The organism is Pseudomonas paracarnis (assembly GCF_904063055.1).
In the GTDB taxonomy this organism is placed as follows: domain Bacteria; phylum Pseudomonadota; class Gammaproteobacteria; order Pseudomonadales; family Pseudomonadaceae; genus Aquipseudomonas; species Aquipseudomonas paracarnis.
Genome location: NZ_CAJFCN010000022.1, coordinates 14504 through 41360, shown reverse-complemented (window position 1 = coordinate 41360; position 26857 = coordinate 14504). Strand labels below are relative to the sequence as shown.

Genomic DNA, 26857 nt, shown 5'->3' with positions numbered 1-26857 from the left:
TCACAAAAGAGGTAGGGCCAACGATACACCCGTCAGCCACGGAATTTAACGGCGCCCGAGCAGGCCGACCCACTGCACCAACAATGCCTCGAGCAACAGCACGCGGTTGAGGTTGGCCTTGCCGAGGACTTTCTGGCGCTGGGCGAGGATCCAGTCCTGGACGTTCAGCACTTTGTCCTGGGCACTTTTTTGCGCCAGGTATTGCACGACCTTGCGCATATCCGCCGGGCCCAGGCCTTGCTCATCCTGGGTAAGCTGGTAGCGCAGGATCAGGCTGGACCAGTCGCAAAACCAGTCGAACAGCAGCAATAGCGGAATGTCCTTCCAGGCGCTTTCGGCCAGTTGCGTGGCGGACAATTCCTGCTTGAGCAGTTTCTTCACGCCATCCACGACCAGTGCACGCTGTCCGCGCACGCCCTGAGCCTGCAGCTTCACTGCCGCCAAAGGCGAACCGGCCGCCAGGGTCAGCAACTCGCCTCGTTCTTCTGCGCTGCATTCCGGCAACGCCTGCGCCAGCCATTGCAGGCTCATGTCCTCGCTGGGCAACGGGCAAGCCTGCTGCACGCAACGGCTGCGAATGGTCGGCAACAAGCGGCTGGACTGGTGGCTCACCAGCAACAGCACGGTATCGCCGGACGGCTCTTCAAGGCTTTTGAGCAAGGCGTTGGCCGCGTTGATGTTCATCGCCTCGACCGGCTCGATCAGCACCACTTTGCGCCCGCCCATTTGCGCAGTCTGCACCACGAAGCTCACCAGGTCGCGCACCTGGTCGACCTTGATGGCCTTGTCCGCTTCCTCGGGTTCCAGCACATAATTGTCCGGGTGACTGCCAGCCTTGAGCAACAGGCAGGACTTGCACTCGCCACACGCCTCCAAGTTGACTGGGCGTTGGCACAACAGGCTGCCCATCAGGCGTTCGGCGAGGTGGCGTTTACCGATGCCCACCGGCCCATGCAGCAGATAGGCGTGGGCGTGCTGGGCGCGCCCTGCCAGTTGCTGCCAGAGGCCGTCCTGCCACGGGTAGGACTCAGCCACGGCTACGCTCCAACAGAGTGGGCAGCAGCGCGTCGATAGCCTGTTGCACCTGACTCAGCGGCTGGGCGGCGTCCAATAGGTAATAACGTGTGGGCTCAGCCTTGGCGCGCTGCAGGAAAGCGCTGCGCACTGCATCAAAGAAGGCTTGGCCTTCCAACTCGAAACGATCCAGACGACCTCGCGCACTGGCGCGGGCCATGCCCACTTCCACCGGCAGGTCGAACAACAGGGTCAGGTCGGGGCGCAGATCGCCTTGCACGAAGGTTTCCAGGGTGGCGATGCGCTCCAGGGACAAACCCCGCCCGCCACCCTGGTAGGCGTAGGTGGAGTCGGTAAACCGGTCGCAGATCACCACCGCACCCCGCGCCAGGGCCGGGCGAATCACTTCGGCCAGGTGCTGGGCACGGGCAGCAAACACCAGGAGCAACTCGGTGTCCGGGTTCATCGGCTCGTCACCCGGGGCCAGCAGGACTTCACGGATGCGCTCAGCCAAAGGCGTACCGCCCGGCTCACGGGTCAGCACCACCTCGATGCCCTGCGCACGCAGGCGCTCGGCCAAGTAGTCACGGTTAGTGCTTTTGCCGGCGCCTTCCGGGCCTTCCAGGGTAATAAACAAGCCAGTCACAGGCAGTCCTTAGTCAGAGTCATTGCGGGCTTTGCGGCGCGGTAGTGTCCGGCGCGGGCTCGATCGGTGCGTCGGGGGTGGGTGCATCACTGGCAGGTGCCGAATCTTCCAGCGGTTTCACCACAGGCGTCGGACTGGAACGGTAATCGGCACGGCGCTTGAGCTGGAACTCACGCACGGCGGCATTATGCGCATCCAGGTCATCCGAGAATATATGGCTGCCATCACCACGGGCGACGAAATACAGGCTGCTGCCCGGTACCGGGTTCAGCGCTGCATGGATTGCCTCGCGACCGACCATTGCGATGGGCGTGGGCGGCAGGCCGGCGACCATATAGGTGTTGTAGGGGTTGGCTTCCTTGAGATGGGCACGGGTCAATTTACCGTTGTAGCGCTCACCCAGGCCGTAGATCACGGTGGGGTCGGTCTGCAGCAGCATACCGATCTTCAGGCGACGCACAAACACACCGGCAATCTGCCCGCGCTCCTGAGGCACACCGGTCTCCTTTTCTACCAGCGACGCCATTATCAGTGCTTGGTAAGGGTCGGTGTAGGGCGCGTCGGCGGCACGCTTGCTCCACTCCTGGGCGAGTACATCGTCCAGGCGGTTGTAGGCTTTTTTCAGGAACTCGACATCCGTCATGCCGCGGACAAAACGGTAGGTGTCGGGGAAGAACCGCCCTTCAGGAAACACACCTGGGTGGCCGAGCTTATCCATCACTTCGCTGTCAGTCAGGCCCGCGAGGGTCTGCACGATCTTTTCATGCTTGGCCAGGGCGGTGCGCACCTGACGGAAATTCCAGCCCTCCACCAAGGTCAGGCTGTACTGCACCACTTCGCCGCGCTGCCACAGGCCGATCAAACCCTCGGCGGTAAGGCCCGGGCTCATGCGGTACTCGCCGCTGTGCAATGGCTGGCCTTCGAGGTTGAAGCGCCAGTACAGACGCAACCAGAATGCATCGTCGAGCACGCCGTCGGCTTCCAGACGGTTGAAGGTGCCCGTCGGCGTAGCGCCAGCAGGTACGTCGAGCAACTGCTCCTGAGGCAGCTTCAGGGGCTGCTTGAGGGCAGAGTCGAGTTTCCAGGCCGAAAAGCCCACGAGCAAAGCCGCCGAGACCAGGCTGATCTGCAGCAGTAACACCAGTTTTCGTATCAACTCAAATATCCAATAGCGCGCGAACAATGCTTTGCAGTTTACGGGTGAGCGGCCCAACCGGCCAGCTCATCGCAGCGCAACCACGCACCGGCCAAATGCCATATACGCTGTTGCAGACGAAGACTTCATCGGCCTGTTGCAACTGCTCAACACTGATGTCGGCCACGGCCACCGGGACGCCCAGCGCTTGTGCCTGGGCCAGCACTTCGGCGCGCATTACGCCGGCAACGCCACAACGGCTCAGATCAGCGGTTAGTAACAAGCCGTTGCGTACCAGGAAAAGGTTGCTGAATATGCCTTCGATCACCCGACCAGACATGTCCAGCATCAGGCCTTCGGCATGTTCGGTATCTTGCCATTCGGCACGCGCGATCACCTGCTCCAGGCGATTGAGGTGCTTGATACCGGCCAGCAACGGCTGCTGCGCCAAGCGCGTGGCACACGCGAACAGGCGCACGCCTTCGACTTCATGGATGGGTGGGTAAACAGCGGGCGCACTGCCCTGCAAGATGCGGCGCACCGGGGCGCCAGGGTTGATGCCGTAACCGCGCAAGCTGTCGCCACGGGTGAGGATCAATTTGAGAATACCGTCGCCAAGGGCGGCGGCGAAGCTCAGCACTTCGTGGCGAATCAACCCGTGATCCACTACCAATGCCAAACGCCTGCAACCCTCTTCCAGGCGTTGCAGGTGACGGTCGAGCAGCAACGGCTGCCCGGCCTTGACGGCGATGGTCTCGAACACCCCATCGCCATAGGCCAGGCCGCGATCTTTCAGGGGCACGCTGTCCGCTGGCTGACCGTCGACCCAGCTGTGCATCACTCGGCGAACCGGCGGAACACCAGGGAACCGTTGGTGCCACCGAAACCGAACGAGTTGGAAATCGCCACGTCGATCGGCATGGGCTGCGCTTCGTGGGGCACGAAGTTCAGGTCGCAGCCTTCGTCCGGCTCATCAAGGTTGATAGTCGGCGGAGCGACCTGATCCCTGATTGCCATCACACTGAAGATCGCCTCGACCGCGCCCGCCGCACCCAACAGGTGGCCGGTCATGGACTTGGTGGAGCTGACCGCCAGCTTATAGGCGTGCTCGCCGAACACCGACTTGATGGCCTCTGCTTCCGCCAGGTCGCCGGTCGGGGTCGAAGTGCCATGGGCGTTGATGTACTGCACCTGGTTGGGGTTGACCTTCGCATCGCGCAGGGCATTGGTGATGCAACGCGCAGCACCCGCTCCGTCGGACGGCGGTGAAGTCATGTGGTACGCGTCACCGCTCATGCCGAACCCGATCAGCTCGGCGTAGATGGTGGCGCCACGCGCCTTGGCGTGCTCCAACTCTTCAAGCACCAGCGCACCGGCACCGTCGGACAGCACGAAGCCGTCACGGCCTTTGTCCCACGGACGGCTGGCACGGGTCGGCTCGTCATTGCGGGTCGACAGCGCACGGGACGCGCCGAAGCCGCCCATGCCCAGGCCGCACGCGGCCATTTCGGCGCCGCCGGCGATCATCACATCGGCTTCGTCGTAGGCAATGTTGCGCGCCGCCATACCGATGCAGTGGGTGCCTGTGGTGCACGCCGTTGAAATCGCGTAGTTAGGCCCCTGTGCCCCCAGATGGATGGACAGGAAGCCGGAAATCATATTGATGATCGAGCCCGGTACGAAGAACGGTGAAATTCGACGTGGGCCAGTCTCATGCAGCGTGCGGCTGGTTTCTTCGATATTGGTCAGACCGCCAATACCCGAACCCATGGCCACACCGATGCGGTCACGGTTGGCGTCGGTGACTTCCAGGCCGGCGTTACGCACTGCCTGAAAACCGGCAGCCAGGCCGTACTGAATGAACAGGTCGAGCTTGCGGGACTCTTTGATCGAGAGATATTCCTCGACATTGAAGCCCTTTACCGAGCCGCCAAAACGGGTGGAATAGGCAGAAAGGTCCGTATGTTCGATCAGACCAATACCACTGCGGCCAGCCAGAATGCCCTGCCAACTGCTCGGCACATCCGTACCCAGTGGCGACAACATACCCATACCGGTGACTACGACGCGTCTACGCGACACAGCACTCTCCTTTTTCTAATGACGACACTTTTTCATCGCCGCTAAAGAAAAAACCGCACGCCTTTACAGCAGTGCGGTTTTTCCCTGACAGCAAGCGACGACTACAAACTATTACGCCTGGTGGCTAGTAACGTAGTCGATGGCAGCTTGAACAGTAGTGATTTTTTCAGCTTCTTCGTCCGGGATTTCGGTCTCGAATTCCTCTTCCAGAGCCATCACCAGCTCAACGGTGTCAAGGGAATCGGCACCCAGGTCTTCTACGAAGGAAGCAGTGTTGACCACTTCTTCTTCCTTAACGCCCAGTTGCTCGGCGACGATTTTCTTGACGCGCTCTTCGATGGTGCTCATACCTTGTTTAACTCCTAATGGACAAATTCAGGCAGCTGGCCAGTGGGTAAGTGTATAGAAAGCCATTTCAGCTTTTCAACTGAAAGCTTCACCCTGTACCCGGTCGGCCACCTGCCTATAAATTAAGTTGCAGCTTTATAACGGATTTTAGACAGCTCGTATGACATTTTTTTGAAGCGATCCGTCACAATTTAACTCATGTACATCCCGCCGTTCACCGGGATTGTAGCCCCAGTCACGTATGCCGCACCGTCGGATGCCAGGAAAGTGACCACATTCGCGATCTCTTGGGCCTGACCCAGACGGCCCAGCGGAATCTGCGTCAGCAAGGCTTCGCGCTGTGCTTCCGGCAATTCGCGGGTCATATCGGTGTCGATGAACCCAGGGGCCACCGAGTTGACCGTAATCGACCGCGAGCCGACTTCACGCGCCAATGCGCGGCTGAAACCTTCCAGGCCGGCCTTGGCAGAGGCATAGTTTACTTGGCCTGCGTTGCCCATGGCACCCACTACGGAGCCAATATTGATAATTCGGCCCCAACGCGCCTTGGTCATGCCGCGCAAAACGCCCTTGGACAGGCGAAACAGACTGTTCAGGTTGGTATCGACCACGTCGTACCACTCGTCGTCTTTCATGCGCATCATCAGGTTGTCACGGGTGATCCCGGCGTTGTTCACCAGAATTGCCGGCGCGCCGAACTGTGCAGTGATCTCGGCCAATACGGCAGCTACGGACTCATCGCTGGTTACATTCAGTTCCAGGCCGGTGCCCTGCACGCCGTTTTCCTTCAAGGTCGCGGCGATACGCTCGGCGCCCGAGGCAGAGGTGGCGGTGCCAATCACAACGGCGCCCTGACGGCCCAGCTCCAGGGCGATCGCTTGGCCAATGCCACGGCTTGCGCCGGTAACCAGTGCAACTTTACCTTGCAGACTCATGCAGGCTTCTCCTAAGTACGGGATTCAGGCCAGTGCCGCGCGAGCGGCAGCGAAGGCTTCTGGGGTATTGAGGTTGGCGGTCGACACACCGTCGGCGCAGCGCTTGTTCAAGCCGGCCAGGACTTTGCCCGGGCCGCACTCGACCAGCTCGGTGGCGCCGTTGGCGGCCAGGGTCTGGACCGATTCAACCCAGCGCACTGGCTTGTACAGTTGCTCCAGCAGGTCGCGCTTGAGGGTGTCGAGGTCGGCGGCCACGGCCGCACTGACGTTCTGCACCAGCGGGATCTGCGGCGCTTGCCAGTTGATGGCAGCGATAGACTCGGCAAACCGCTCTGCCGCCGGGCGCATCAGCTCACAATGGGATGGTACGCTCACCGGCAATGGCAGGGCACGCTTGGCGCCACGGGCCTTGCAACCCTCGATGGCACGCTCGACAGCTGCCTTGGCGCCGGCGATCACCACCTGGCCTGGGGAGTTGAAGTTCACCGCACTGACCACTTCGCCTTGCGCCGCTTCGGCGCAGGCCTCGATCACCACCGCGTCGTCCAGGCCCAGGATAGCGGCCATGCCGCCCTGCCCGGCCGGAACGGCTTCTTGCATCAGTTGACCACGACGCTCGACCAGCTTGACCGCTTCAGCCAAGGTCAGGCTGCCCGCGGCCACCAGGGCGCTGTATTCGCCCAGGCTGTGACCCGCGACGAATGCAGGGCGCGCGCCGCCTTCTGCCAACCACAAGCGCCACAGGGCGATCGAGGCGGTCAGGATGGCCGGCTGGGTTTTATCGGTTTGGTTGAGCAGCGCTTCCGGCCCTTGCTGGGTCAGTGCCCACAGGTCGTAACCCAGGGCGTCAGAAGCTTCCTTGAAGGTGTCCAGGATCAGCGGGTATTGCGCGCCCAGCTCGGCCAACATACCGAGGGACTGCGAACCCTGCCCTGGAAAGACGAATGCGAGGGATGTAGACATGTAACAAGCCCCTAATGATCTGGTCGTCAAAAATGCTCGCGCCTACGGTGGGAGCGAACGAAACTGACAGATTGGATGGTCAATTGAACTGGCCGGTCACATTTAAGCACTCCCGGGCCAATTCGCCTAAGGCAACAGATCCTCGAGACGGCCGTGCAAGCGTTGCGGCAGGTTCTCTTGAATCTCGATCAAGGCCCGTGCAATTGCACTTTGAAAGCCCAGCACCCCGGCCGAACCGTGGCTTTTCACCACAATGCCCTGCAAGCCAAGAAAGCTTGCACCGTTGTGCCGTGCGGGCGCCAGGTCGGCCTGCAAGCGTCGCATCAGGGGCAGCGCCAAGGCCCCCACTATACGTGACGCCAGGTTGCGCTTGAACAAAGCTTCGATACGCGTGGCGATCATGGTCGCCAGGCCTTCGCTGGACTTGAGCAGAATATTGCCGACAAAGCCGTCGCACACCACCACGTCAGCTTCGCCACGGTACAAACCATCACCTTCAACAAAGCCGATGTAGTTCAAACCCCGCGCGCTTTGTAGCAAGGTAGCGGCAAGCTTGACTTGCTGGTTGCCCTTGATGTCCTCAGTGCCGATATTCAGCAGGGCAACCCGGGGTCGGGGCACGCCCAGCGCCTCGGCGGCCACCGAGCCCATTACGGCAAATTGCAACAGGTGCTCGGCACTGCAATCGACATTGGCGCCCAGGTCCAGCAACTGGCAATAGCCCTTCTGCGTCGGGATCGCCGCCACCATCGCCGGCCGATCAATACCTGGCAAGGTTTTGAGCACATGCCGTGACAAGGCCATCAACGCGCCCGTGTTGCCGGCGCTGACACAGGCTTGCACCTTGCCATCACGCAATAGCTCAAGGGCCACCCGCATTGAAGAATCGGGCTTGCCACGCAGGGCAACCGCCGGCTTTTCATCCATGCTGATGGTTTCGCTGGCTGGCGTAATCGTCAGGCGCGCGCGATCCACCGCCGGATGGCTGGCAATCAGTTCTTCAAGTAGGGAGGGTTGACCGACGAGGGTCAGGTGCAGCGAGGGCGTGGCAGACAGGCTGGCAATGCAGGCCTGAACAATGCTGCGGGGACCGAAGTCCCCGCCCATTGCGTCAATCGCGATGACTTGAGCAGACAAGTGATTACTCGTCAGCGCCCTTGTCGATCACTTTACGGCCACGGTATACGCCTTCTGGCGATACGTGGTGACGCAGGTGAACTTCACCAGTGGTCTTTTCCACGGACAGGGTGCTAGCCTCGAGAGCGTCGTGCGAACGGCGCATGTCACGGGCGGAGCGGGATTTTTTGTTCTGCTGAACAGCCATAATTGATTAACTCCTAAACGTTTGGGTCACGCTTTAACTGCGCCAATACACTGAACGGGTTGGACCGCGTTACCTCGTCCTCGCTCGGCTCGGCCTCGTCATCGAGACCCTCCGGCTGCTGGCATTCTTCCGGATGATGAGCAGGCACAATGGGCAAGGCGAGCAAAAGCTCCTCCTCGATCAGTGCATGCAGATCCAATGGATCTTCGCCCAGTTCCAGCACGTCATAACCTTTCGGCAACGACTGGGTATTCGCACCCTCTTTCACCACAGCATAACTGCATTCGCTGTGGATCGGCAGGGTGACCAGCTCAAGACAACGCTGGCAAACCATTTTGACTTCGGTGTCGATAACGCTGTGGATTACCACAGATTTACGTTCATCTCGTTCAAAAACGAATTTCGCCTGCACCGTACCGACAGTGTCGGAAAGCGGGTCGCAGAGTCTCTCCAAATCGGCCAGCAGCACTTCACCTTGAAGGGTGGTGCCACGATCAGCCAATTTGCGCGGGTCAACGTGAGGTGGAATCGGGTCATTCAACATAGGCGCAGCATTATAGGGATGCACCCGGCCATGTCAAAGGAAATTCAGCCCTGTGCGTCAGCCGGTCACGTCGATAGAATCGGCGACTGCCTTGAGGAGACGTATATGCTGCCTTTATTACTCGCGTCCAGCTCGGTTTATCGCCGGGAATTACTGAGTCGCCTGCACCTGCCGTTCACCTGCAGCTCGCCGGATATCGACGAAAGCCACCGCCCGGATGAACCCGCCATCGAACTGGTCAAGCGCCTGGCCGAACAAAAGGCCCGCGCCCTCGCCGCCAGCCATCCCGGCCATTTAATCATTGGCTCGGATCAGGTCGCCGTACTGGAAGGCCGGATCATCGGCAAGCCGCACACCTTCGAAAATGCTCGCGAGCAACTGCTGGCTGCCAGCGGCAAGCGTGTGAGCTTCCTCACGGGCCTGGCACTGCTCAACAGCGAAACCGGGCACTGCCAGGTCGACTGCGTGACGTTTACCGTACACATGCGCGAACTGGATGCAGAACGTATCGAGCGCTATCTGCGGATCGAGCAGCCTTATGATTGTGCGGGCAGCTTCAAAGCAGAAGGGCTCGGTGTGAGCTTGTTCCGGAGCACCGAGGGACCGGATGCGACCAGCCTGGTTGGGCTGCCACTGATTCGACTGGTGGACATGCTGCTGACCGAAGGCGTACAGATCCCTTGAAACCTTCGTAAAGCAATGTGGGAGCGGGCTTGCCTGCGATAGCGATGTACCAGGCGACACTAACATCGACTGATCCATCGCTATCGCGGGCAAGCCCGCTCCCACAGTTGATCTACACCTAGCTTGGAATTTCAGCGCAGGGACGGCCCCTGGAAGCCCATGTACAGCGCCAATTTCTCCGCCACACTGGCACCGAGTTTCTTGGAGAAGCGATCAAACGGCGATTCCTCGACCGTAAAATCCACCAACTCCTTCTCGCCAATCACATCCCGTGCCACCGAGCTGGCACTGCCCAAGCCGTCAATCAGGCCCAGCGGCAATGCCTGCTCGCCCGACCAGACCAGGCCGGAGAACAGCTCCGGATGCTCCTTATCCTTCAACCGGTCACCACGGCCCTGCTTGACGCTGGCAATGAACTGACGATGGGTAGTGTCGAGCACGCCTTGCCAGAACGCGGTTTCATCCGCCTTCTGCGGCTGGAAAGGATCGAGGAACGACTTATGCTCGCCCGAGGTGTAGGTGCGACGCTCCACCCCCAGCTTCTCCATGGCACCCACAAAACCGTAACCGGCCGCTGTGACACCAATAGAGCCCACCAGGCTGGCCTTGTCGGCATAGATCTGGTCTGCGGCGCTGGCAATGTAATAGGCGCCCGAGGCACCCAGGTCGGAGATCACGGCATAGAGCTTGGTATCCGGATGCAAGGTGCGCAGACGACGAATTTCGTCATACACATAACCCGACTGCACCGGGCTACCGCCTGGGCTATTGATGCGCAGGACCACGCCTTTGACCTTGGGGTCCTCAAACGCCGCGCGCAGGCTGGTGACGATATTGTCGGCACTGGCGGGCTCCTTGTCGGCAATCACGCCGCGCACCTCGATCAAGGCAGTGTAATGACTGCCACGGGCGGCGCTCTTTTCCATGTCCATCAGCGGACTGAACAGCGCCAGCATCCCAAGCAGGTATACAAAGGTCAGCAGCTTGAAGAAAATCCCCCAGCGCCGCGAACGTCGCTGCTCCTGGACGCTGGCCAGGAGGGTCTTCTCCAAAAGCTTCCAGCTTTTATCATCACTGCTCTGTGCCTTTTCAGGCGCCTTCCACTCGTCACTCATGCCATTAACCCCAGCAAAGACTTACAGGGCCCGGCTGAGCCAGGCCTGCAGTTCAGAAAAATGATCAATCGTCAGCCTCGGCTCGTATTGCTGCAACGCCTCGGCAGACTGGGCGCCATAGCTGACAGCGACGCTGTCCATGCCCGCGTTGCGTGCCATCATCAGGTCGAAAGACGCATCACCCACCATCAATGCCTCGCGTGGCGTTACGCCACAGTGCGCAAGGATCTGCTCCAGCATCAAGGGATGAGGCTTGCTGGCGGTTTCATCCGCAGCGCGGGTGATATCAAAGTAATCCTCCCAGCCATGGGCCTTGAGTACACGGTCCAGGCCGCGACGAGCCTTGCCGGTGGCGACCGCCAGGTGATAACCCTGGGCACGAAACGCTTCCAGCGATTGCACCACGCCTTCAAACAGCGGCGAAGGCGTAGCTTCCAGCGCAATGTAGTGGTCGGCATAGTGCTCGCGAAACGCCACCAGCTCGGCGTCGCTGATGTCGGGGTACAGGGTGCGAATGGCTTCAGGCAAACCCAGGCCGATAATGCCCTTCACCGCCAGGTCCGTGCACAATTCAAAGCCCGAGCGGGTCGACGCCATGTGCATGGACTCGACGATGCGGCCAATGGAATTGGCCAGCGTCCCGTCCCAATCGAAGATCAGCAGCTTGTAGTCAAGGTGCGACACTCAAACGCTCCACGGTCTTGGCCCACATCTCATCGACCGGCGCCTGCAACTTCAGCTCGCCGCCATCGGGCAGCGGCACGGTGAGCATGTAGGCGTGCAGGAACAGGCGCTTGCCGCCCAGATCGCGAATTTCCTTGGAGAAATCCTCGTCGCCGTACTTGGTGTCACCCGCAATGCAGTGGCCCGCATGCAGGGTGTGCACACGAATCTGGTGAGTGCGACCAGTGACCGGCTTGGCCTCGACCATGGTGGCGAAGTCACCGAAGCGACGTAGCACCTTGAACAGGGTCAGGGCCTCTTTGCCCTCCTCGTCCACTTCGACCATGCGCTCGCCGGAGCGCAGATTGCTCTTCTGCAGCGGCGCACGCACGCTCTTGATCGAGCTGGCCCAGTTGCCGCGCACCAGCGCCATATAGCGTTTGTCCACACCATCACCACGCAAGGCGGTGTGCAAGTGGCGCAACATGCTGCGCTTCTTGGCGATCATCAACAGGCCGGAGGTGTCACGGTCCAGGCGATGCACCAGTTCCAGTTCCTTGGCATCCGGGCGCAACTGACGAAAGGCTTCGATCACGCCGAAGTTCAAGCCACTGCCACCATGAACCGCAATGCCACAGGGCTTGTTGATCACGATCAGCTTGTTGTCTTCGAACACGATCGACGCTTCCAGACGCTGCAACAACCCCTGGGCCAGCGGTACCGGTTCGTCGCGTTCAGGCACGCGCACTGGCGGCACACGGACGATATCGCCCGCCTGCAGCTTGTACTCAGGCTTGATGCGCCCCTTGTTCACGCGCACTTCGCCTTTACGCAAAATGCGATAAATCAAGGTCTTGGGCACGCCTTTGAGCCTGGCCAAAAGAAAGTTGTCGATGCGTTGGCCGGCATATTCCGGCGAGACCTCAAGCAGCTGGACGCTGGGGGTCGGGGGGGTGGTAGTCGTCATGGCGGCGATGATAACAATTTTTTATGGAATTGAAGCACTTAATCATTACTGCTATAGTCGCGAACGCCGCCAAAAGCGGCCTGGACAGAGGACATGCGGCAAACTGCCGGCCCTGACCATCGCAATTCATCAGGACGCGAGGCCGTCCTACGGGGCTTTCGCCACCCAGGAAGGCTCAAGATTGTAACAAGCGCAGGTGACATGAGGCCTGAAGCGAGTGCAGAAAGCAGAGTGAATACTCGCCTTTTGCGCCGATATTTACGGCCAGTTCACAAAGTGCAGTCAGTTTTGAGCCAGACCATGGCGAATGCTTCGGAAACAACGCCTGTTAAGAGCTGAGTGAGAGCGCAACCGCCCACACCTAGTCTTGTTTAGCCATGAGCGTGTTCTCCCCATTGGAGAACACGGTAAATGCCAACCCGCTGCGGATTCTGCGCGCGGCAGCACCCGAATTATCAGGGATACGTGTAGGGTGGAGATGCACAACCGTCGGACTGTGTAGCACTAGGCTTGTTTTAGACGCTTCATCTCGTCCACAGTCGCCGGTTGATTCCTCCTCCTGACCTTAGCTTTTGTTGAAGTGGTGCCTTTGTCACCACCGCTAACGAGCAGGACGCGTCCGTCGCGATACCGGCCCAATTGGCCGATTTTGCTGGACACTGGAGTGGCCAACCACTCTTGACGCACCTGACACCGACCGTGAGAAGTCGTGTGTGCCGAACGCCGTTTCCGGCAGCCCGGAAACCGACGGTACAACATGAAAAGAATGCTGATTAACGCAACTCAACCCGAAGAGTTGCGTGTTGCACTGGTAGATGGCCAACGCCTCTACGACCTGGACATCGAATCCGGTGCACGCGAGCAGAAAAAGGCCAACATCTATAAAGGCCGTATCACTCGCATCGAACCAAGCCTTGAGGCTGCCTTTGTCGATTTCGGCTCCGAGCGCCACGGCTTCCTGCCCCTCAAAGAAATCTCCCGCGAATACTTCAAGAAAGCCCCTGAAGGCCGCGTGAACATCAAGGACGTCCTGAGCGAAGGCCAGGAAGTCATCGTCCAGGTCGAAAAAGAAGAACGTGGCAACAAGGGCGCAGCCCTGACCACCTTCATCAGCCTCGCCGGTCGTTACCTGGTGCTGATGCCGAACAACCCACGTGCCGGCGGTATTTCCCGTCGCATCGAAGGCGAAGAGCGTAACGAACTGCGTGAAGCGCTGAACGGCCTGATCGCACCGGCCGACATGGGCCTGATCGTGCGCACTGCCGGCCTTGGCCGCAGCAGCGAAGAAATGCAGTGGGACCTCGACTACCTGCTGCAACTGTGGACCGCTATCAAAGAAGCGTCCCTGGATCGTTCCGCGCCGTTCCTGATCTACCAGGAAAGCAACGTGATCATCCGCGCCATCCGCGACTACCTGCGCCAGGACATCGGCGAAGTGCTGATCGACAGCGTTGAAGCCCAGGACGAAGCCCTGACCTTCATCCGCCAGGTGATGCCGCAGTACGCCAGCAAGATCAAGCTGTACGAAGACAGCGTGCCGCTGTTCAACCGTTTCCAGATCGAAAGCCAGATCGAGACCGCCTTCCAGCGCGTGGTCGAACTGCCTTCCGGCGGCTCCATCGTGATCGACCCGACCGAAGCCCTGGTGTCCATCGACATCAACTCGGCACGTGCGACCAAAGGCAGCGACATCGAAGAAACCGCCCTGCAGACCAACCTGGAAGCGGCTGAAGAAATCGCCCGCCAGCTGCGCCTGCGTGACATCGGCGGCCTGATCGTGATCGACTTCATCGACATGACCCCTGCCAAGAACCAGCGCGCCGTGGAAGAGAAAGTCCGCGAGTGCCTGGAAGCTGACCGCGCTCGCGTGCAAGTCGGCCGCATCTCGCGCTTCGGCCTGCTGGAAATGTCCCGTCAGCGCCTGCGTCCATCCCTGGGCGAGAGCAGCGGCATCGTCTGCCCGCGTTGCAACGGCACCGGCATCATCCGTGACGTTGAATCGCTGTCCCTGGCGATCCTGCGCCTGATCGAAGAAGAAGCCCTGAAAGACCGTACCGCCGAAGTTCGCGCCCAAGTGCCGATTCCGGTTGCCGCCTTCCTGCTCAATGAAAAACGCAACTCGATCACCAAGATCGAACTGCGCACCCGTGCCCGTATCGTCATCCTGCCGAACGATCACCTCGAAACGCCGCACTTCGAAGTCCAGCGCCTGCGTGACGACAGCCCGGAAGCCCATAGCGGGCAGTCCAGCTATGAAATCGCCGCGGCTGCCGCCGAAGTCGAAGAAGTCCAGCCAGCCGCTGCGACCCGCACCCTGGTTCGCCAGGAAGCCGCGGTGAAGACTGCACCGGCCCGTGCCAACGCACCGGTACCGACCGAAGCTGCCGCCCCGGTTGCCGCGCCGGCCGCCCTGCCTGAGCCAAGCCTGTTCAAGGGCCTGGTGAAGTCGCTGGTCAGCCTGTTCGCCACCAAGGAAGAGCCTGCTGCCCCGGTTGTGGTTGAAAAACCTGCCACCGAGCGCCCGGCGCGCAACGAAGAGCGTCGCAACGGTCGCCAGCAGAGCCGTAACCGCAACGGCCGCCGTGACGAAGAGCGCAAGCCTCGCGAAGAACGCGCCCCGCGTGAAGAACGCGCACCACGTGAAGAGCGTGCGCCTCGCGAAGCCCGCGAAGAAACCCCGACCGTCGCCCGTGAAGAACGTGCACCGCGTGAAGAGCGCGCCCCACGTACCCCACGCGCTCCACGTGAAGACCGCAAGCCACGTGGCGAGCGTGAAGAACGCGTGCGTGAACTGCGCGAGCCTCTGGACGCGGCACCTGCCGTTGCCGCTGCCGCAGCCGTTAGCACCGAAGATCGCCCGGCCCGCCAGCCGCGTGAAGAACGCGCACCACGCGAAGAGCGCCAACCGCGCCCGCCACGTGAAGAGCGTCAACCACGCGCCGAGCAAGCCGCTGCTGCCACCGAAGAAGAAGTACTGACCGGCGAAGAGCAGTTGCAGGAAGACGGCCAGGACAACGCCGAAGGCGATCGTCCACGCCGCCGCTCCCGCGGCCAGCGTCGTCGCAGCAACCGTCGTGAGCGTCAGCGTGATGCCAACGGCAACGTAATCGAAGGTTCGGAAGAAACCGGCGAGAACGCAGAAGCTGCCAACAACGCGCCAACAGGCGCCGAACTGGCTGCCGGCTTGGCCGTTACCGCTGCCGTTGCCAGTTCGGTCATCAGCGCCCCTGCTGAAGCCCAGGCTCACGAGCAAGCCGAACGTGCTACCGCTGCCGTCGAAGACACTGTTGCCGTAGAAGCGCCAGCCGCCGAAACCCCAGCGGTTGAAGCGCCGGTTGTTGAAGCGCCAGTCGTTGAAGCCACAACCCCTGTCGAAGCCCCAGTGGTTCCGGAAGTGGAAGTTGCCCCGGTTCGCGACGCACAGCCAGAAACTGAAGCGGTTGCCGTTGAACCGGCTCCAGTGGTTGAGCCTCAGCCAGTAGTCGAAGCGGCTGTAGAAGCTCCGGCGGTCGAAGAAGCTGCCCCGGCTGTGCGTGAAGTTCGCGAAGAACAGACCGCCTTCCAGTGGACTGCCGAACCGGCTGCACCGGTTGAAGCGCCAACGCCTGCCCCAGTGGTAGAAGAAGCACCGGCACCGGTTGCTGAAGTCGTCGCCGAGCCAGCCCCAGTGGTTGAGCCGACGCCGGTTGTGGAGCCTGCGGCCGTGGTTGAAGTTGAAGCCCCGGTGGTTGCCGAAGTGGCCGCCCCTGTGGTTGAAGCTGCGCCTGCAAGCGCCCTCACCGAAAACGGCCGTGCGCCGAATGACCCACGTGAAGTGCGTCGCCGCCGCAAGGAAGCCGAAGCTGCTGCTGCCGCTGCCGCTGCCCAGGCGGTAGAGCACAAGGCCCAGGAAGCAGAGCACGAGCCTAAACCCCTCGTCTGATTCCATAAGCCACTAAAAAGCCCCGCCTGAGTGATCAGGCGGGGCTTTTTTATGACGATCAACTTGAGCCTTGTGGCGCCCCAAATGTGGGAGCGGGCTTGCTCGCGAATACGGAGTGTCAGTCAGTGAATAGGGCGACTGATGTATTGCATTCGCGAGCAAGCCCGCTCCCACATTCAGCCTGCGTTGAAACTTAATAGCCGGGGTGTATCTACATCCCACAAGACTCCAGGATCAAGTACAGGCACCTCCCTCAAGGCGGCATCCGCAAACAACGATCTGGCCCCACGGTCGCCGACCAAAGCCAGCAAACCTGGGCCAAACGCACGGTCAAACGCCACAGGATGTCCATATTCCCCCGCCTGTACGGGGACGCTGATGGCACCCTCCTCCAGCGCATCAATCACCCGTTCGATACTCGATGACTGAATAAACGGCATATCCCCCAACACCACCAGCCACCCATCCGCTGCACCGCTGGCCTTGACCGCCGCCGCAATGCTGTCGCCCATACCGCTCGAATCCAGCAGTACCACCTGACAGCCATAAGCCTCTGCCAGGCGGATAACCTCCCCGCGCTCCGGCGACGTCACTAGCCAGCGCGTTACAACACGCTCAGGCAAGTTGCGCAACACCTGCTCGATGACCGGCCGGCTAACACCATCCAGCCCCACACACGCGGCGAGCAATTTGTCGTGATCAGCTCCAGCTTCAGCACGAAAACGACTGCCCTGCCCCGCCGCCAGCACAATCGCCGTCACCGTCACTCGGCCACCACTGCCATCGGTTTTTTCTGCATCGGTGCCACACCGTTCTTGATCGCAACAATTTCCGCCATCAGCGACAGCGCAATTTCCGCCGGCGTATGGCTGCCGATGTGCAGGCCGATCGGCCCGTGCAAGCGCGCAATGGCCTCCGCCGACAGGCCTAGCGCGGCCAGGTTCTCCCGACGCTTCTGGGTATTGACCCGAGAACCCAGGGCGCCAATATAGAACGCCGTGGAGTTCAGCGCCGTCAGCAACGCCATGTCATCCAGACGTGGATCGTGGGTCAGGCACACAATAGCCGTGCGTTCATCGGTATGAATATTCAACACCGCCTCGTCGGGCATGCCCGGCACAAAGCGGCCATGCTGGTCTTCCCAGCCGTAGACGAACTCTTCGCGGGGGTCGCAGATCAGCACTTCGAAATCCAGCAGGCGTGCCATTTCCGCTACGTAGCGCGACAGCTGCCCGGCGCCGATCAACAGCAGGCGCCAGCGCGGGCCATAGATGGCGCGCAAGCGTTCGCCGTCGAAGCTCACCACGTCGGTCTTGCTGGCGGCGCTCAAGATCACTTCGCCGGTGGCCAGGTTCAGCTCGCGAGCGACAATCTGGTGATCTTCACAACGCGCCAGCAGCGCTTGGACCCAACCCCACTCCTCCACGCGCTCCTCGGTGAGCCTCAGGGTGCCGCCGCAGGGCAGGCCAAAACGCGCCGCCTCGTCGCGAGTGACGCCGTAGGTCACCAACTGCACGGGCGGGCCGTCAGCAGGCAAGCGGCCGTCTTGCAGGCGCGCGATCAAGTCATCCTCGATGCAACCGCCCGACACCGAGCCAATCACCACACCATCACCGCGCAGGGCCAGCATTGCGCCTGGCGGGCGCGGCGCGCTGCCCCAGGTTTGCACCACGCTGTACAACATCACGCGCTGCCCGGCGCGGCGCCATTGCAGCACGCTGCGCAGGACGTTCAGATCCACACTGTCCATCAGGCCTCCGGTAAGTACTGTCGCGCTCACTGTAAACCAAAAATATCCGTTGCATCCCGCCAGAAATGCAAACGCCCCGAACCAGTCGGGGCGTTTGCGGATAGCGTTGGCGTCAGTTCACGCCAGCAGCCACTTACTTGACGACAGGCGCCGGGCCTTCTGCCACGCCCAGGTCATCGAGCTCGCGGGTTTCGGAAATACCGGTACCGCCAGACGCCAGTTCGCTTTGCAGCTTGTCGGTGTCCAGTTCCTTGACCCACTTGGCCACAACGATGGTGGCAACTGCGTTACCCACCAGGTTGGTCAGGGCACGGGCTTCGGACATGAAGCGGTCGATACCCAGGATCAGCGCCAGGCCGGCAACCGGCAAGTGGCCGACAGCCGACAGGGTGGCGGCCAGTACGATGAAGCCCGAACCGGTCACGCCAGCCGCGCCTTTGGACGACAGCAGCAGCACCAGCAGCAGGGTGATCTGGTGAGTGATGTCCATGTGGGTGTCGGTCGCCTGGGCGATGAACACGGCCGCCATGGTCAGGTAGATCGAAGTACCGTCGAGGTTGAAGGAGTAACCGGTTGGAATCACCAGGCCGACCACGGACTTCTTCGCGCCCAGGCGTTCCATCTTGATCAGCATACGCGGCAGTGCGGATTCCGACGACGAGGTGCCCAGTACGATCAGCAGTTCTTCACGGATGTAGCGGATCAGCTTCAACACGCTGAAACCGTGAGCGCGGCAGATAGCGCCCAGCACCAGCACCACGAACAGGATGCAGGTGATGTAGAAGCAGATCATCAACTGGCCCAACTGCACCAGGGAACCGACACCGTAGGCGCCAATGGTGAATGCCATCGCACCCAGGGCACCGATTGGCGCGAGCTTCATGATCATGTTGATGATGTTGAACATCACATGGGCGAAGCGATCGATGAAGTCCAGCACGGGCTTGCCGTAGGCACCCAGGCGATGCAGGGCGAAACCGAAAATCACCGAGAACATCAGCACTTGCAGGATGTCGCCATTGGCGAAGGCGCCGACGATGGTGTTCGGGATGACGTTGAGGATAAAGCCGACTATGCTCTGGTCTTTACCAGCGGTGACGTAGGCCGCCACTTTGGAAGCATCCAGGGTCGCGACGTCGATGTGCATGCCGGCGCCCGGCTGCACCACGTTGACCACGACCAGGCCAATCAGCAGGGCGATGGTGGAAACAATTTCGAAGTACAGCAGCGCGTAGCCGCCGGTCTTGCCCACCGACTTCATGCTTTGCATGCCGGCGATGCCGCTGACCACGGTACAGAAAATGATCGGGGCGATGACCATTTTGATCAGCTTGATAAAGCCGTCACCCAGTGGCTTGAGGGCCACGCCGGTCTGCGGGTAGAAATGGCCGAGCAAGATACCGATAACGATTGCAACGATCACCTGGAAATACAGGGATTTGTAGATTGGCTGACGAGTCGTCATTGCAAAGTTCCTCAATCGTCCCGTGTGGCAAATATCCGCCATTGCCCACGGCACTTGAATTGCGAACCCTCCTGCACTGGAGGGATTTGTTGTTTGCGAAGCCTGTAGGAGCAAGCCTGCGCTGTAATCCTTATCGCAAACAGCGTGCCACTTTGCTTAAACGCGCTGAAGGCCTTTAGACATCAGGGCTTGGGGTTCACAGGCGACTCCGGAGAATGCAACAGGGTGGCGGATTTCCGCCCACTCATCCTGTCTCGTCCTACAATTTGGCGGATATCCGCCTTGTCGCCCCGCCGGGTGATGGCTACCATCCGCCCCTCCATGGATGAGGCCCTTGCATGCGTGAACGTACCATCGCCAGCCATTACGCCCGAGCGGCCCTCGGCGGTGCGCGCCGGGCCGGTTTTGACTACTCGGGGGTATTGCAGCAGGTGGGCATCACCCCGGAACTGCTGACCGAACCCCGCGCACGCATCGCTCCAGAGCAATTTACCCGCTTGCTGCAAATGCTCTGGCTGGGGTTGGATGACGAATACCTGGGGTTTGCAGAAGGGCCGAGCAAACGTGGCACTTTCGCCATGATGTGCCATGCGCTGATTCATTGCCGCACGCTGGAGAAGGCGCTGGAGCGCGGCTTATTGTTTTATAGCCTGTTCCCCCAAGGCCCACGCTGGCAACTGACCAAAGAAGGCGACATGGCGCGTCTGAGCCTGGACGACTCACAGCTATGGGACCCGGACCACTTCCTCAGTGAATGCCTGCTGGTGATCTGGCATCGCCTGGGCAGTTGGTTGATCGGCCAGCGTATCCGGCTGCAGCAGGCCACCTTCAGTTACCCGATGCCGGCCCATGCCGGTGAATACGACCTGCTGTTCCCCTGCCCCCAGGTGTTCGGCGCGCCGACCAGCAGCCTGGTGTTTCCCAGCCGCTACCTGAGCCTGCCGCTGTTGCAGGACGAACGCACCCTCAAGCACTTCTTGCAGCGCTCGCCTGCCGACTTGCTGTCGCGGCCGGATGAAGGCGACAGCCTGAGCAGCCAGTTGCGTCGCTTGCTGAGCCGCGACCGCACGCCCTGGCCAGACCTGGAAGCCGTTGCCCAGCACCTGCACATCAGCCCACAGACCCTGCGCCGCCACCTGCGCGAAGAAGGCACGAGTTTTCAGGCATTGAAGGATGAGCTACGCCGGGATATCGCCATTTACCACCTGGGGCGGGCGGATTTGTCTTTGCAGGAGATCGCCGAGCAGTTGGGGTTTTCCGAACCGTCGGCGTTTCATCGGGCGTTCAAGAAGTGGACGGGGCTGACGCCGGGGGCCTACAGAGCGCAGGAGAGTTAGAGGCGTATTGGCTGGGAAGGCCTCATCGCAGGCAAGCCAGCTCCCACACTTGAATGTATTCACACATCAAAATTTGTAAACCCTATCAACTGTGGGAGCTGGCTTGCCTGCGATGAGGCCAGTGCAGATCACAAGGCAGGAAAGTGAATCCTGAACGCCGCCCCACCCAACGCTGAATCCCCCAATGTCAACCGCGCGTGATAGCTTTCGATGATGTCTTTGACCACCGCCAGCCCGATCCCCTGCCCCGGGTGCTGGCGATCTAGCCGTTCGCCGCGCTGCAGGATCCGTGCACGCTGGTCCGGTGGTACGCCGGGGCCGTCGTCTTCGATACACAGCTCAATGCCATCGAGGTTTTCCACCAGGCTGATACGCACTTGCTTGAGGCACAGGCGGTAGGCGTTTTCCAGCAGGTTGCCGAGCATTTCGAGCAACGCGCCCTTTTCGATGGGTACCTCGCAGGCCTGCGGCAAATCAAAGGTCACGGTGACCCGCTTGTCGCGATAAACCTTTTCCAATGTATCGCACAGGCTTTGCACCACCGGTTCCAGGCGGACCTGGTGGCGCACCAGGCCACTTTTACGCAGGCTGGCACGCTGCAACTGGTAACCGATCTGCTGGCTCATGCGTTCGATCTGCGATTGCAGCACCCACGCCTGGCTACGTTCTTCGGGGCGCTGGGCCATGTCTTCGCTCACGCCCTGCAACACCGCCAGTGGCGTTTTCAGGCTGTGAGCCAAGTCATCGAGGGAGTCGCGGTAGCGCGCACGCTGTTCGCGCTCGCTGTGCAGCAAGCGGTTCAGGGAGCCGGTCAGGCGCAGCAGTTCGCGGGGGTGTTCTTCGCTGAGGCTTTCGCGGGTGCCACCTTCGATCTGGTCGAGTTCATGGCTCAGGCGTCGCAGGGCTTGCAGGCCCCAGGTCAGGCCCAGCCACAACAGCGTCAACAACACCAGCAAGGCCGCGCCGAACCCGAGGTAGAGGTTCTCGCGCAGGCCTTCGAGGGTCAGTTGGTATTCGCGTACCGGCTGCAGGGCGACAATGCTGAACGCCGCGCTCTTGCCTCCCAGCAGCCGGACCTCGACGTCATACACGAAAAATTCCTGGCCATTGGCCTCGCGAATGCGCGCAAACTCGTTGCCGCGCCCGTCGTAGCGCGGTTTGTAGTTGATGTTTTCTTCCTGGGTCGCCCGCGAGCGCCATACCAGATGGCCTTCACGGTCGTAGATATAGCCCAACAGCCGACTGTCGGTGAGGTTGAAACGCTCATCGGGCAACTGCGCCGGCATCAGCAGGCGGTTATTGTCGACCCGCGCCGCGGAAATCAGGGTGGTCACATCCGACGCCAGGCGCTGTTCGATGGAATCCTGCAGCGCCAGGCTGAACGCGCCTTGCATGGCCGGCAACAAGCCGAGCATAAACAGCACGGCCAGGGTGGCGGCCGCCAGCATCAGGCGCACACGTAGCGAACGAATCAACGGCAGCGCTCATTGAACAGGTAGCCCAGGCCACGCACGGTATCGATTGGCTTGAACCCGGCCGGGCCTTCCAGCTTGCGGCGCAGGCGGCCGACCAGCACTTCGATCACGTTTGGATCGCGCTCGTCGTCATCCGGGTACAGTTGCTCCATCAAACGGTCTTTGGCGACCACTTGCTGATGATGACGCATCAAGTATTCGAGGATCCGATACTCGTAGGCGGTCAGCGCCAGGGGTTGCTCGTCAAGGGAGGCTTGCTTGCGGTTGAGGTCCAGCAGCAGCGGCCCGGCAACGATAGTCGACTGGGTAAAACCGCTGGAGCGACGCAGCAAGGCGTTCATGCGCGCCTCCAGCTCTTCGAACTGGAACGGCTTGACCACGTAGTCGTCGGCCCCGGCCGCCAAGCCTTCAACCTTGTCCTGCCAGTTGCCGCGGGCGGTGAGGATCAGGATCGGGAAGGTCTTGGTCTGGGTGCGCAACTGGCGAATCAGGTCCAGGCCGCCCATGCCGGGCAGGCCAAGGTCGATGATCGCCAGGTCATGGTTGAATTGGCCGGTCTGGTACAGGGCTTCTTCGGCATTGGCCACGGCTTCGACCACATGCCCGCTGTCGGTAAGGCGGGTAAACAGGTGATGACGCAGCAGCGCCTCATCTTCCACCACCAGCAATTTCATAAGGTTCTCCACTGCAATTCAACTAGCCGACAGGGGGATATCATAGCGGCCCTGCAGCTCTTGGGGGCGCAGTTTTATGCCATTGTAGTGGCCGGTCAGGTGCGCGTAGCCGCTGCGATAGTCGGGTTGCGCAGGGGTAGCGCCCAGGGCCTGGCCCCACGGCGCAGCCTGAGTGCCAGCGTCTTCGAAGCTGACACGATGGATCAGGTTGCTGGATTTCTTGGTTTTCTCGCTGCCAAAGGCCGCAAAGGCGCCATCGGACGCCTGCACGCCGGCAGTGGCGCCAAGCATGGTCAAGGCCAACATCAGCTTTTTGATCGCAGTCATGGTGGTTACCTCATACGCGTTTGGGCTGTGGGGTCCAGACTACGCAGGCGCCCCTGAACTCCCCCTGAACAGGCTCTGAACCGCAGCTGAACCGCACCGGGCTATCCACTGGCCCGCCAACTCGGCAAAATACCGCGCATGACGCCCCTACCCGCTTGCTGCACCCCACTCGATGATCATTGGCCGTTGCCGGCTTCTTTGCCGGGCACGGTGTTTTTGAGCACGCGATTCGACCCGGCTTTATTGAGCCCGGGCGATTTCCAGCGCTGCGATGTGCCACCGCCGGCTAGCATCCAGCGCTCCGTCGCCAAGCGCCAGGCGGAATTTCTCGCCGGGCGCCTGTGCGCGCGCGAAGCGCTGCAACGACTCGATCATCTGCGCTGCGTCCCGGCCATCGGCGAAGACCGCGCCCCGGTCTGGCCAGGGCATATCAGTGGCTCCATCACCCACAGCACCGGGCACGCTGCGGCGATTGTCGGGCACAAGGCGCAATGGCGCGGGCTGGGCATGGACCTGGAGCATCTGCTGTCACTGGAGCGGGCCGAACGCCTGGCCGGGGAAATCCTGACGGCCGATGAATTACAGCGCATGGCCACCCTGCCCCGTGAGCAACACGCCTTGCTGGTGACGCTGACGTTTTCGGTCAAGGAAAGCCTGTTCAAGGCGCTCTATCCGATCGTGCACAAGCGCTTTTATTTCGAGCATGCCGAGGTGCTGGAGTGGTCAGCGGCTGGGAGGGTGCGGTTGCGGTTGCTGACCGATCTTTCGCAAGAGTGGGGCCATGGCAAAGAGCTGGAAGGGCAGTTTGTGGTGCAAGGGGAGCAGTTGTTGAGCCTGGTGGCTATCAGCGCCTGGTAGACCACCATCGCGGGCACGCCCGGCTCCCACATTGGGAATGCATTCGCCTGTGGGAACTGGCTTGCCTGCGACAGCGGTGTCAGGGCTTATCCTGATCCCTGGGCCAGCTCAGGCTGAAGCACGCCCCGCCCAGGTTGTTGCTCTTGCTGATCAACGCCCGCCCGCCGTGCCAATAGATAATCCGCCGCACGATCGACAAACCCAGGCCATGCCCGCCAGAGGCGCGGGTACGGCTGTCATCCAGGCGCAGGAACGGCGTGAAGATCCGCTCCCAGGCGCTTTCCGGCACGCCGGGGCCGTCGTCTTCCACATCGATGCGGCAGCGTACCTGCCCCACCTGATAACTGATCAACACTTGGCCTTTGGCGTGGCGCATGGCATTGCTCACCAGGTTTTGCAGGGCGCGGTGCAGGTAGCGCGGTTCAGCGTCGACCCAGGCGTCATCCCAATGCGCCGATGACAGGCAAATACCCCGGGTGACGGTGACCTGGGGGCGCAATGGCGATAATTCGCCAATCACCTGGTCGAGCAATGCATCAAGGTCCACGCGCTGGAAATTCAGTTCCGGCGCACCCTGTTCCAAGCGGGCATAAGTGAGCATCTCATCCACCAGGCCATCAAGGTCCTGGATATCGCCATCCATACCCTCCAGGTACTTGCGCCGCGCTTCGGGCGTGGCGGCGTCACCGATCATCTCCAGGCCAAAACGCAGGCGCGCGACGGGTGTGCGCAGCTCGTGGGAGACCGCGCGCACCAGTTCGCGCTGAATCGCCAGCAATTGCTGCAAGTGCTCGGCCATACCATTGAAGGCTGCCGCCAGGCGCCCGACCGAGTCCGCGCCGCGAGCGGGTACGCGCACTTCCAGGTTGCCCTTGGCGATACGCGTGGCCGCCGCCTCCAGGCCTTTGAGCCGACGCTCAAGTTGTCGCACCAGCAGATAGACGATCAAGCCGATCAGGGTCAGGCCAATCAAGGTGATCAGGATCAGCCATTGCGCCGGGTATGGGTTCATCTGGTACAGCGGGCCGATCTCCAGTACCCACGGGGTGCCGACCATGCCGGCAAACACGCGAATCGAATCGCCGCCCTTGCCCAGCGCCATCACCGTATCGCCCTCCGCCACGCGACGACGCTGGTCCTCGTCCATGTCGGCCTGGTCAAGGGCCGTCAAGTGCATTTCAAAACCAAAACCCTTGGCGTGCTTGATGTCGGCCAGGCGCTGGGGCTGTTCGGCCACCGGGAAGCGCACCAGTTCGTCGGCCAGCAGGTAAATGGTTGCGCGGGCCAATTGCTCGCTGATCTGCTGCACTTCGCCGGTAAGCACCAATTGCTCTTGCTCGCTGACCAACCGCAGCACCCGCGCCGCATGAGGCCCGGTCTGTTCCACCAGGACCTGGCCGCGTTGCAGGCGGTTGCGCTGGCCAAGGTCCAATTGCGCATCGGTGAACGTGCGCAGTTCCAGCGGAATACCGAGCAAACGCTCCCACACCGCCAAGGCGCGCTGTCGTTCAATGGCGCTCATGGGCTGCAGGTTATCGCCCATCAACGCAAAAGTGCCGTGGGCCAGGCGCTCACGGTACTGGCCGCTGCGCACGTCATTAAGCAGGTGCAGTGCCAGGGCGCCGAGCAACGCCACCAGGATCAGCGCCGCGCACATGCCGCCGTAGATGCGCAGGAAGATCGAGTTCACAGCGGCATATCGGCAGCAGCTTCGGGGACGAACAGGTAGCCTTTGCTGCGAATGGTCTTGATCAGGCGTGGGTGGATCGGATCGTCGCCGATCTTTGGCCGAATGCGCGAGATACGCACATCAATGGAGCGATCCTGGCCGTCATAACCAATACCGCGCAGAGCTATGAAGATTTCTTCGCGGGACAGAATGCGTCCGGCGTTTGCAACCAGCAGCCACAACAGGTCGAATTCAGCGCTGGTCAGTTCGATGCTGCCCTCATGCAACCAGGCTTCGCGCAAGGCATTGTCCACCACCAACGGACCAAACTGGAGGCGGCGCTGGTTTTCCACTGCAACGGGCAACACCGGTTCGCTGCGGCGCAGCAGCGCCTGGATACGTGCCAGCAACAAACGCGGGCGCACGGGCTTGCACACATAGTCATCGGCGCCCATGTCCAAGCCCTGCACCTGGTCCATGTCGTCGGTGCGCGCGGTGAGCATCAGGATCACGCCGTCATAACGCTCGCGCACCTTGCGGCAGATGGTCAGGCCGTCTTCGCCGGGCAGCATCAGGTCGAGGATCACCAGGTCGGGCTGTTCGGCGATGATGCGCGCCGTGGCCTTGGCACCATCGCTTTCCACCGACACACGCAGGCCGTTGCTTTCCAGGTACTCACGGGTCAACTCGGCGAGTCGCTCGTCGTCCTCGACGATCAGTATCTGCCAGGCTTCTTGCTCCATGCATTGTCCTCGTTTTTATAAGAAGTTCTTCTGGCCGACACAATCGAATGTGAAATACGGTCGGTGTGGAGCTGGCTTGCCTGCGATGAGGGTGGGTCAGCGCGCCTGTTGGTGGCCGATACACCGCCATCGCAGGCAAGCCAGCTCCCACCTATTGATCTTCCGCAGGCATAGCCTGTTTGTCATGTTTTGAAGGCATAACAAAGGCCGATTGTAG

At 61.1% G+C, this 26857-nt stretch carries 26 protein-coding genes; 4 read left to right on the top strand and 22 right to left on the bottom strand.

Going from position 1 to position 26857, the window contains the following annotated elements; genetic code table 11:
- Window positions 1–45 precede the first annotated feature (45 nt).
- The 11 genes from JMV15_RS26640 to JMV15_RS26590 all read right to left on the bottom strand — a co-directional run bounded on the left by JMV15_RS26640 (window position 46) and on the right by JMV15_RS26590 (window position 8991).
- On the bottom strand, window positions 46–1035 hold the full coding sequence (locus JMV15_RS26640; protein WP_038451235.1) for a DNA polymerase III subunit delta': 990 nt from the start codon (window positions 1033–1035) through the stop codon (window positions 46–48).
- Entirely contained in the window at window positions 1028–1660 is a 633-nt protein-coding gene (gene tmk / locus JMV15_RS26635; RefSeq protein ID WP_014719559.1) for a dTMP kinase, read from the bottom strand. Before tmk ends, JMV15_RS26640 begins: the two co-directional genes overlap by 8 nt.
- A gap of 19 nt (window positions 1661–1679) precedes the next feature.
- Window positions 1680–2816 (bottom strand): endolytic transglycosylase MltG, encoded by a 1137-nt coding sequence (gene mltG, locus JMV15_RS26630; protein WP_014719560.1) that lies wholly within the window; start codon window positions 2814–2816, stop codon window positions 1680–1682.
- Window position 2817: 1 nt separating this feature from the next.
- Window positions 2818–3633 carry an aminodeoxychorismate lyase gene (pabC, locus tag JMV15_RS26625; protein WP_038451237.1) on the bottom strand — a complete coding sequence of 272 codons (816 nt, stop codon included), beginning with the start codon at window positions 3631–3633 and terminating at the stop codon, window positions 2818–2820.
- Entirely contained in the window at window positions 3633–4877 is a 1245-nt protein-coding gene (fabF, locus tag JMV15_RS26620; RefSeq protein ID WP_038451239.1) for a beta-ketoacyl-ACP synthase II, read from the bottom strand. The genes pabC and fabF overlap by 1 nt, the downstream gene beginning before the upstream one ends.
- A 111-nt stretch (window positions 4878–4988) precedes the next feature.
- A complete protein-coding gene (gene acpP / locus JMV15_RS26615) occupies window positions 4989–5225 on the bottom strand; it encodes an acyl carrier protein (RefSeq protein WP_003175607.1) in 237 nt (78 codons plus the stop codon).
- A 191-nt stretch (window positions 5226–5416) separates the two neighbouring features.
- Window positions 5417–6160 carry a 3-oxoacyl-ACP reductase FabG gene (fabG, locus tag JMV15_RS26610; RefSeq protein ID WP_005790544.1) on the bottom strand — a complete coding sequence of 248 codons (744 nt, stop codon included), beginning with the start codon at window positions 6158–6160 and terminating at the stop codon, window positions 5417–5419.
- A 24-nt stretch (window positions 6161–6184) separates the two neighbouring features.
- Window positions 6185–7123 (bottom strand): ACP S-malonyltransferase, encoded by a 939-nt coding sequence (gene fabD, locus JMV15_RS26605; RefSeq protein WP_014719563.1) that lies wholly within the window; start codon window positions 7121–7123, stop codon window positions 6185–6187.
- 126 nt (window positions 7124–7249) lie between these two features.
- Entirely contained in the window at window positions 7250–8260 is a 1011-nt protein-coding gene (plsX, locus tag JMV15_RS26600) for a phosphate acyltransferase PlsX (RefSeq protein ID WP_073454171.1), read from the bottom strand.
- Window positions 8261–8264: 4 nt separating this feature from the next.
- On the bottom strand, window positions 8265–8447 hold the full coding sequence (gene rpmF, locus JMV15_RS26595) for a 50S ribosomal protein L32 (RefSeq protein ID WP_003179396.1): 183 nt from the start codon (window positions 8445–8447) through the stop codon (window positions 8265–8267).
- A 13-nt stretch (window positions 8448–8460) separates the two neighbouring features.
- Window positions 8461–8991: a YceD family protein gene (locus JMV15_RS26590; RefSeq protein ID WP_003175611.1), complete on the bottom strand. Its 531-nt coding sequence runs from the start codon at window positions 8989–8991 to the stop codon at window positions 8461–8463.
- 105 nt (window positions 8992–9096) lie between these two features.
- On the opposite strand from JMV15_RS26590, the gene JMV15_RS26585 reads away from it, so the two are divergent.
- A complete protein-coding gene (locus JMV15_RS26585; protein WP_038451245.1) occupies window positions 9097–9675 on the top strand; it encodes a Maf family protein in 579 nt (192 codons plus the stop codon).
- Window positions 9676–9806: 131 nt separating this feature from the next.
- Here JMV15_RS26585 and JMV15_RS26580 read toward each other — a convergent pair whose 3' ends face one another.
- From JMV15_RS26580 to rluC, 3 genes are read right to left on the bottom strand one after another with little or no spacing between them, the layout of a single operon-like run.
- Window positions 9807–10790, bottom strand: a complete 984-nt coding sequence (locus JMV15_RS26580; protein WP_014719566.1) for a S49 family peptidase — start codon at window positions 10788–10790, stop codon at window positions 9807–9809.
- 21 nt (window positions 10791–10811) lie between these two features.
- A complete protein-coding gene (locus tag JMV15_RS26575) occupies window positions 10812–11474 on the bottom strand; it encodes an HAD-IA family hydrolase (protein WP_014719567.1) in 663 nt (220 codons plus the stop codon).
- On the bottom strand, window positions 11461–12420 hold the full coding sequence (gene rluC, locus JMV15_RS26570; RefSeq protein ID WP_034128444.1) for a 23S rRNA pseudouridine(955/2504/2580) synthase RluC: 960 nt from the start codon (window positions 12418–12420) through the stop codon (window positions 11461–11463). Before rluC ends, JMV15_RS26575 begins: the two co-directional genes overlap by 14 nt.
- 757 nt (window positions 12421–13177) lie before the next feature.
- On the opposite strand from rluC, the gene rne reads away from it, so the two are divergent.
- Window positions 13178–16342, top strand: coding sequence for a ribonuclease E (rne, locus tag JMV15_RS26565; protein WP_442965737.1), 3165 nt, complete (start codon window positions 13178–13180; stop codon window positions 16340–16342).
- A gap of 176 nt (window positions 16343–16518) precedes the next feature.
- On the opposite strand, the gene JMV15_RS26560 is transcribed toward rne, so the two are convergent.
- The 3 genes from JMV15_RS26560 to JMV15_RS26550 form a co-directional block, all read right to left on the bottom strand.
- Window positions 16519–17109 carry a nucleotidyltransferase family protein gene (locus tag JMV15_RS26560; RefSeq protein WP_038451251.1) on the bottom strand — a complete coding sequence of 197 codons (591 nt, stop codon included), beginning with the start codon at window positions 17107–17109 and terminating at the stop codon, window positions 16519–16521.
- A complete protein-coding gene (locus tag JMV15_RS26555; RefSeq protein WP_014719571.1) occupies window positions 17106–18092 on the bottom strand; it encodes an XdhC family protein in 987 nt (328 codons plus the stop codon). Before JMV15_RS26555 ends, JMV15_RS26560 begins: the two co-directional genes overlap by 4 nt.
- A gap of 133 nt (window positions 18093–18225) precedes the next feature.
- Window positions 18226–19557: a dicarboxylate/amino acid:cation symporter gene (locus JMV15_RS26550; protein ID WP_003189258.1), complete on the bottom strand. Its 1332-nt coding sequence runs from the start codon at window positions 19555–19557 to the stop codon at window positions 18226–18228.
- Window positions 19558–19895: 338 nt separating this feature from the next.
- Between JMV15_RS26550 and JMV15_RS26545 the strand changes: the two genes are divergently transcribed.
- Window positions 19896–20894, top strand: coding sequence for an AraC family transcriptional regulator (locus JMV15_RS26545; RefSeq protein ID WP_014719572.1), 999 nt, complete (start codon window positions 19896–19898; stop codon window positions 20892–20894).
- A 128-nt stretch (window positions 20895–21022) separates the two neighbouring features.
- Here the strand turns inward: JMV15_RS26545 and JMV15_RS26540 are convergent, their stop codons facing one another.
- The 3 genes from JMV15_RS26540 to JMV15_RS26530 are packed head-to-tail and all read right to left on the bottom strand — an operon-like array spanning window position 21023 to window position 23370.
- Window positions 21023–22369: an ATP-binding protein gene (locus JMV15_RS26540; protein WP_019817208.1), complete on the bottom strand. Its 1347-nt coding sequence runs from the start codon at window positions 22367–22369 to the stop codon at window positions 21023–21025.
- Window positions 22366–23043, bottom strand: coding sequence for a response regulator (locus JMV15_RS26535; protein WP_003193559.1), 678 nt, complete (start codon window positions 23041–23043; stop codon window positions 22366–22368). The genes JMV15_RS26540 and JMV15_RS26535 overlap by 4 nt, the downstream gene beginning before the upstream one ends.
- Before the next feature lie 18 nt (window positions 23044–23061).
- Window positions 23062–23370 carry a hypothetical protein gene (locus tag JMV15_RS26530; RefSeq protein ID WP_003193560.1) on the bottom strand — a complete coding sequence of 103 codons (309 nt, stop codon included), beginning with the start codon at window positions 23368–23370 and terminating at the stop codon, window positions 23062–23064.
- 138 nt (window positions 23371–23508) lie between these two features.
- Between JMV15_RS26530 and JMV15_RS26525 the strand changes: the two genes are divergently transcribed.
- Window positions 23509–24228 carry a 4'-phosphopantetheinyl transferase family protein gene (locus tag JMV15_RS26525; protein WP_014719574.1) on the top strand — a complete coding sequence of 240 codons (720 nt, stop codon included), beginning with the start codon at window positions 23509–23511 and terminating at the stop codon, window positions 24226–24228.
- A 79-nt stretch (window positions 24229–24307) separates the two neighbouring features.
- Here the strand turns inward: JMV15_RS26525 and JMV15_RS26520 are convergent, their stop codons facing one another.
- On the bottom strand, window positions 24308–25918 hold the full coding sequence (locus JMV15_RS26520; RefSeq protein ID WP_020301728.1) for an ATP-binding protein: 1611 nt from the start codon (window positions 25916–25918) through the stop codon (window positions 24308–24310).
- Window positions 25915–26640: a response regulator gene (locus JMV15_RS26515; protein ID WP_014719576.1), complete on the bottom strand. Its 726-nt coding sequence runs from the start codon at window positions 26638–26640 to the stop codon at window positions 25915–25917. Before JMV15_RS26515 ends, JMV15_RS26520 begins: the two co-directional genes overlap by 4 nt.
- Window positions 26641–26857 lie beyond the last annotated feature (217 nt).

What these genes read in the sequence shown, in the direction of transcription:
- pabC (WP_038451237.1), bottom strand. Translation starts at nt 3,633, where the DNA reads ATGCACAGCTGGGTCGACGGTCAGCCAGCGGACAGCGTGCCCCTGAAA.
- acpP (WP_003175607.1), bottom strand. Translation starts at nt 5,225, where the DNA reads ATGAGCACCATCGAAGAGCGCGTCAAGAAAATCGTCGCCGAGCAACTG.
- fabG (WP_005790544.1), bottom strand. Translation starts at nt 6,160, where the DNA reads ATGAGTCTGCAAGGTAAAGTTGCACTGGTTACCGGCGCAAGCCGTGGC.
- fabD (WP_014719563.1), bottom strand. Translation starts at nt 7,123, where the DNA reads ATGTCTACATCCCTCGCATTCGTCTTTCCAGGGCAGGGTTCGCAGTCC.
- rpmF (WP_003179396.1), bottom strand. Translation starts at nt 8,447, where the DNA reads ATGGCTGTTCAGCAGAACAAAAAATCCCGCTCCGCCCGTGACATGCGC.
- JMV15_RS26590 (WP_003175611.1), bottom strand. Translation starts at nt 8,991, where the DNA reads ATGTTGAATGACCCGATTCCACCTCACGTTGACCCGCGCAAATTGGCT.
- JMV15_RS26585 (WP_038451245.1), top strand. Translation starts at nt 9,097, where the DNA reads ATGCTGCCTTTATTACTCGCGTCCAGCTCGGTTTATCGCCGGGAATTA.
- JMV15_RS26580 (WP_014719566.1), bottom strand. Translation starts at nt 10,790, where the DNA reads ATGAGTGACGAGTGGAAGGCGCCTGAAAAGGCACAGAGCAGTGATGAT.
- rluC (WP_034128444.1), bottom strand. Translation starts at nt 12,420, where the DNA reads ATGACGACTACCACCCCCCCGACCCCCAGCGTCCAGCTGCTTGAGGTC.
- rne (WP_442965737.1), top strand. Translation starts at nt 13,178, where the DNA reads ATGAAAAGAATGCTGATTAACGCAACTCAACCCGAAGAGTTGCGTGTT.
- JMV15_RS26555 (WP_014719571.1), bottom strand. Translation starts at nt 18,092, where the DNA reads ATGGACAGTGTGGATCTGAACGTCCTGCGCAGCGTGCTGCAATGGCGC.
- JMV15_RS26550 (WP_003189258.1), bottom strand. Translation starts at nt 19,557, where the DNA reads ATGACGACTCGTCAGCCAATCTACAAATCCCTGTATTTCCAGGTGATC.
- JMV15_RS26545 (WP_014719572.1), top strand. Translation starts at nt 19,896, where the DNA reads ATGCGTGAACGTACCATCGCCAGCCATTACGCCCGAGCGGCCCTCGGC.
- JMV15_RS26535 (WP_003193559.1), bottom strand. Translation starts at nt 23,043, where the DNA reads ATGAAATTGCTGGTGGTGGAAGATGAGGCGCTGCTGCGTCATCACCTG.
- JMV15_RS26530 (WP_003193560.1), bottom strand. Translation starts at nt 23,370, where the DNA reads ATGACTGCGATCAAAAAGCTGATGTTGGCCTTGACCATGCTTGGCGCC.
- JMV15_RS26525 (WP_014719574.1), top strand. Translation starts at nt 23,509, where the DNA reads ATGACGCCCCTACCCGCTTGCTGCACCCCACTCGATGATCATTGGCCG.
- JMV15_RS26515 (WP_014719576.1), bottom strand. Translation starts at nt 26,640, where the DNA reads ATGGAGCAAGAAGCCTGGCAGATACTGATCGTCGAGGACGACGAGCGA.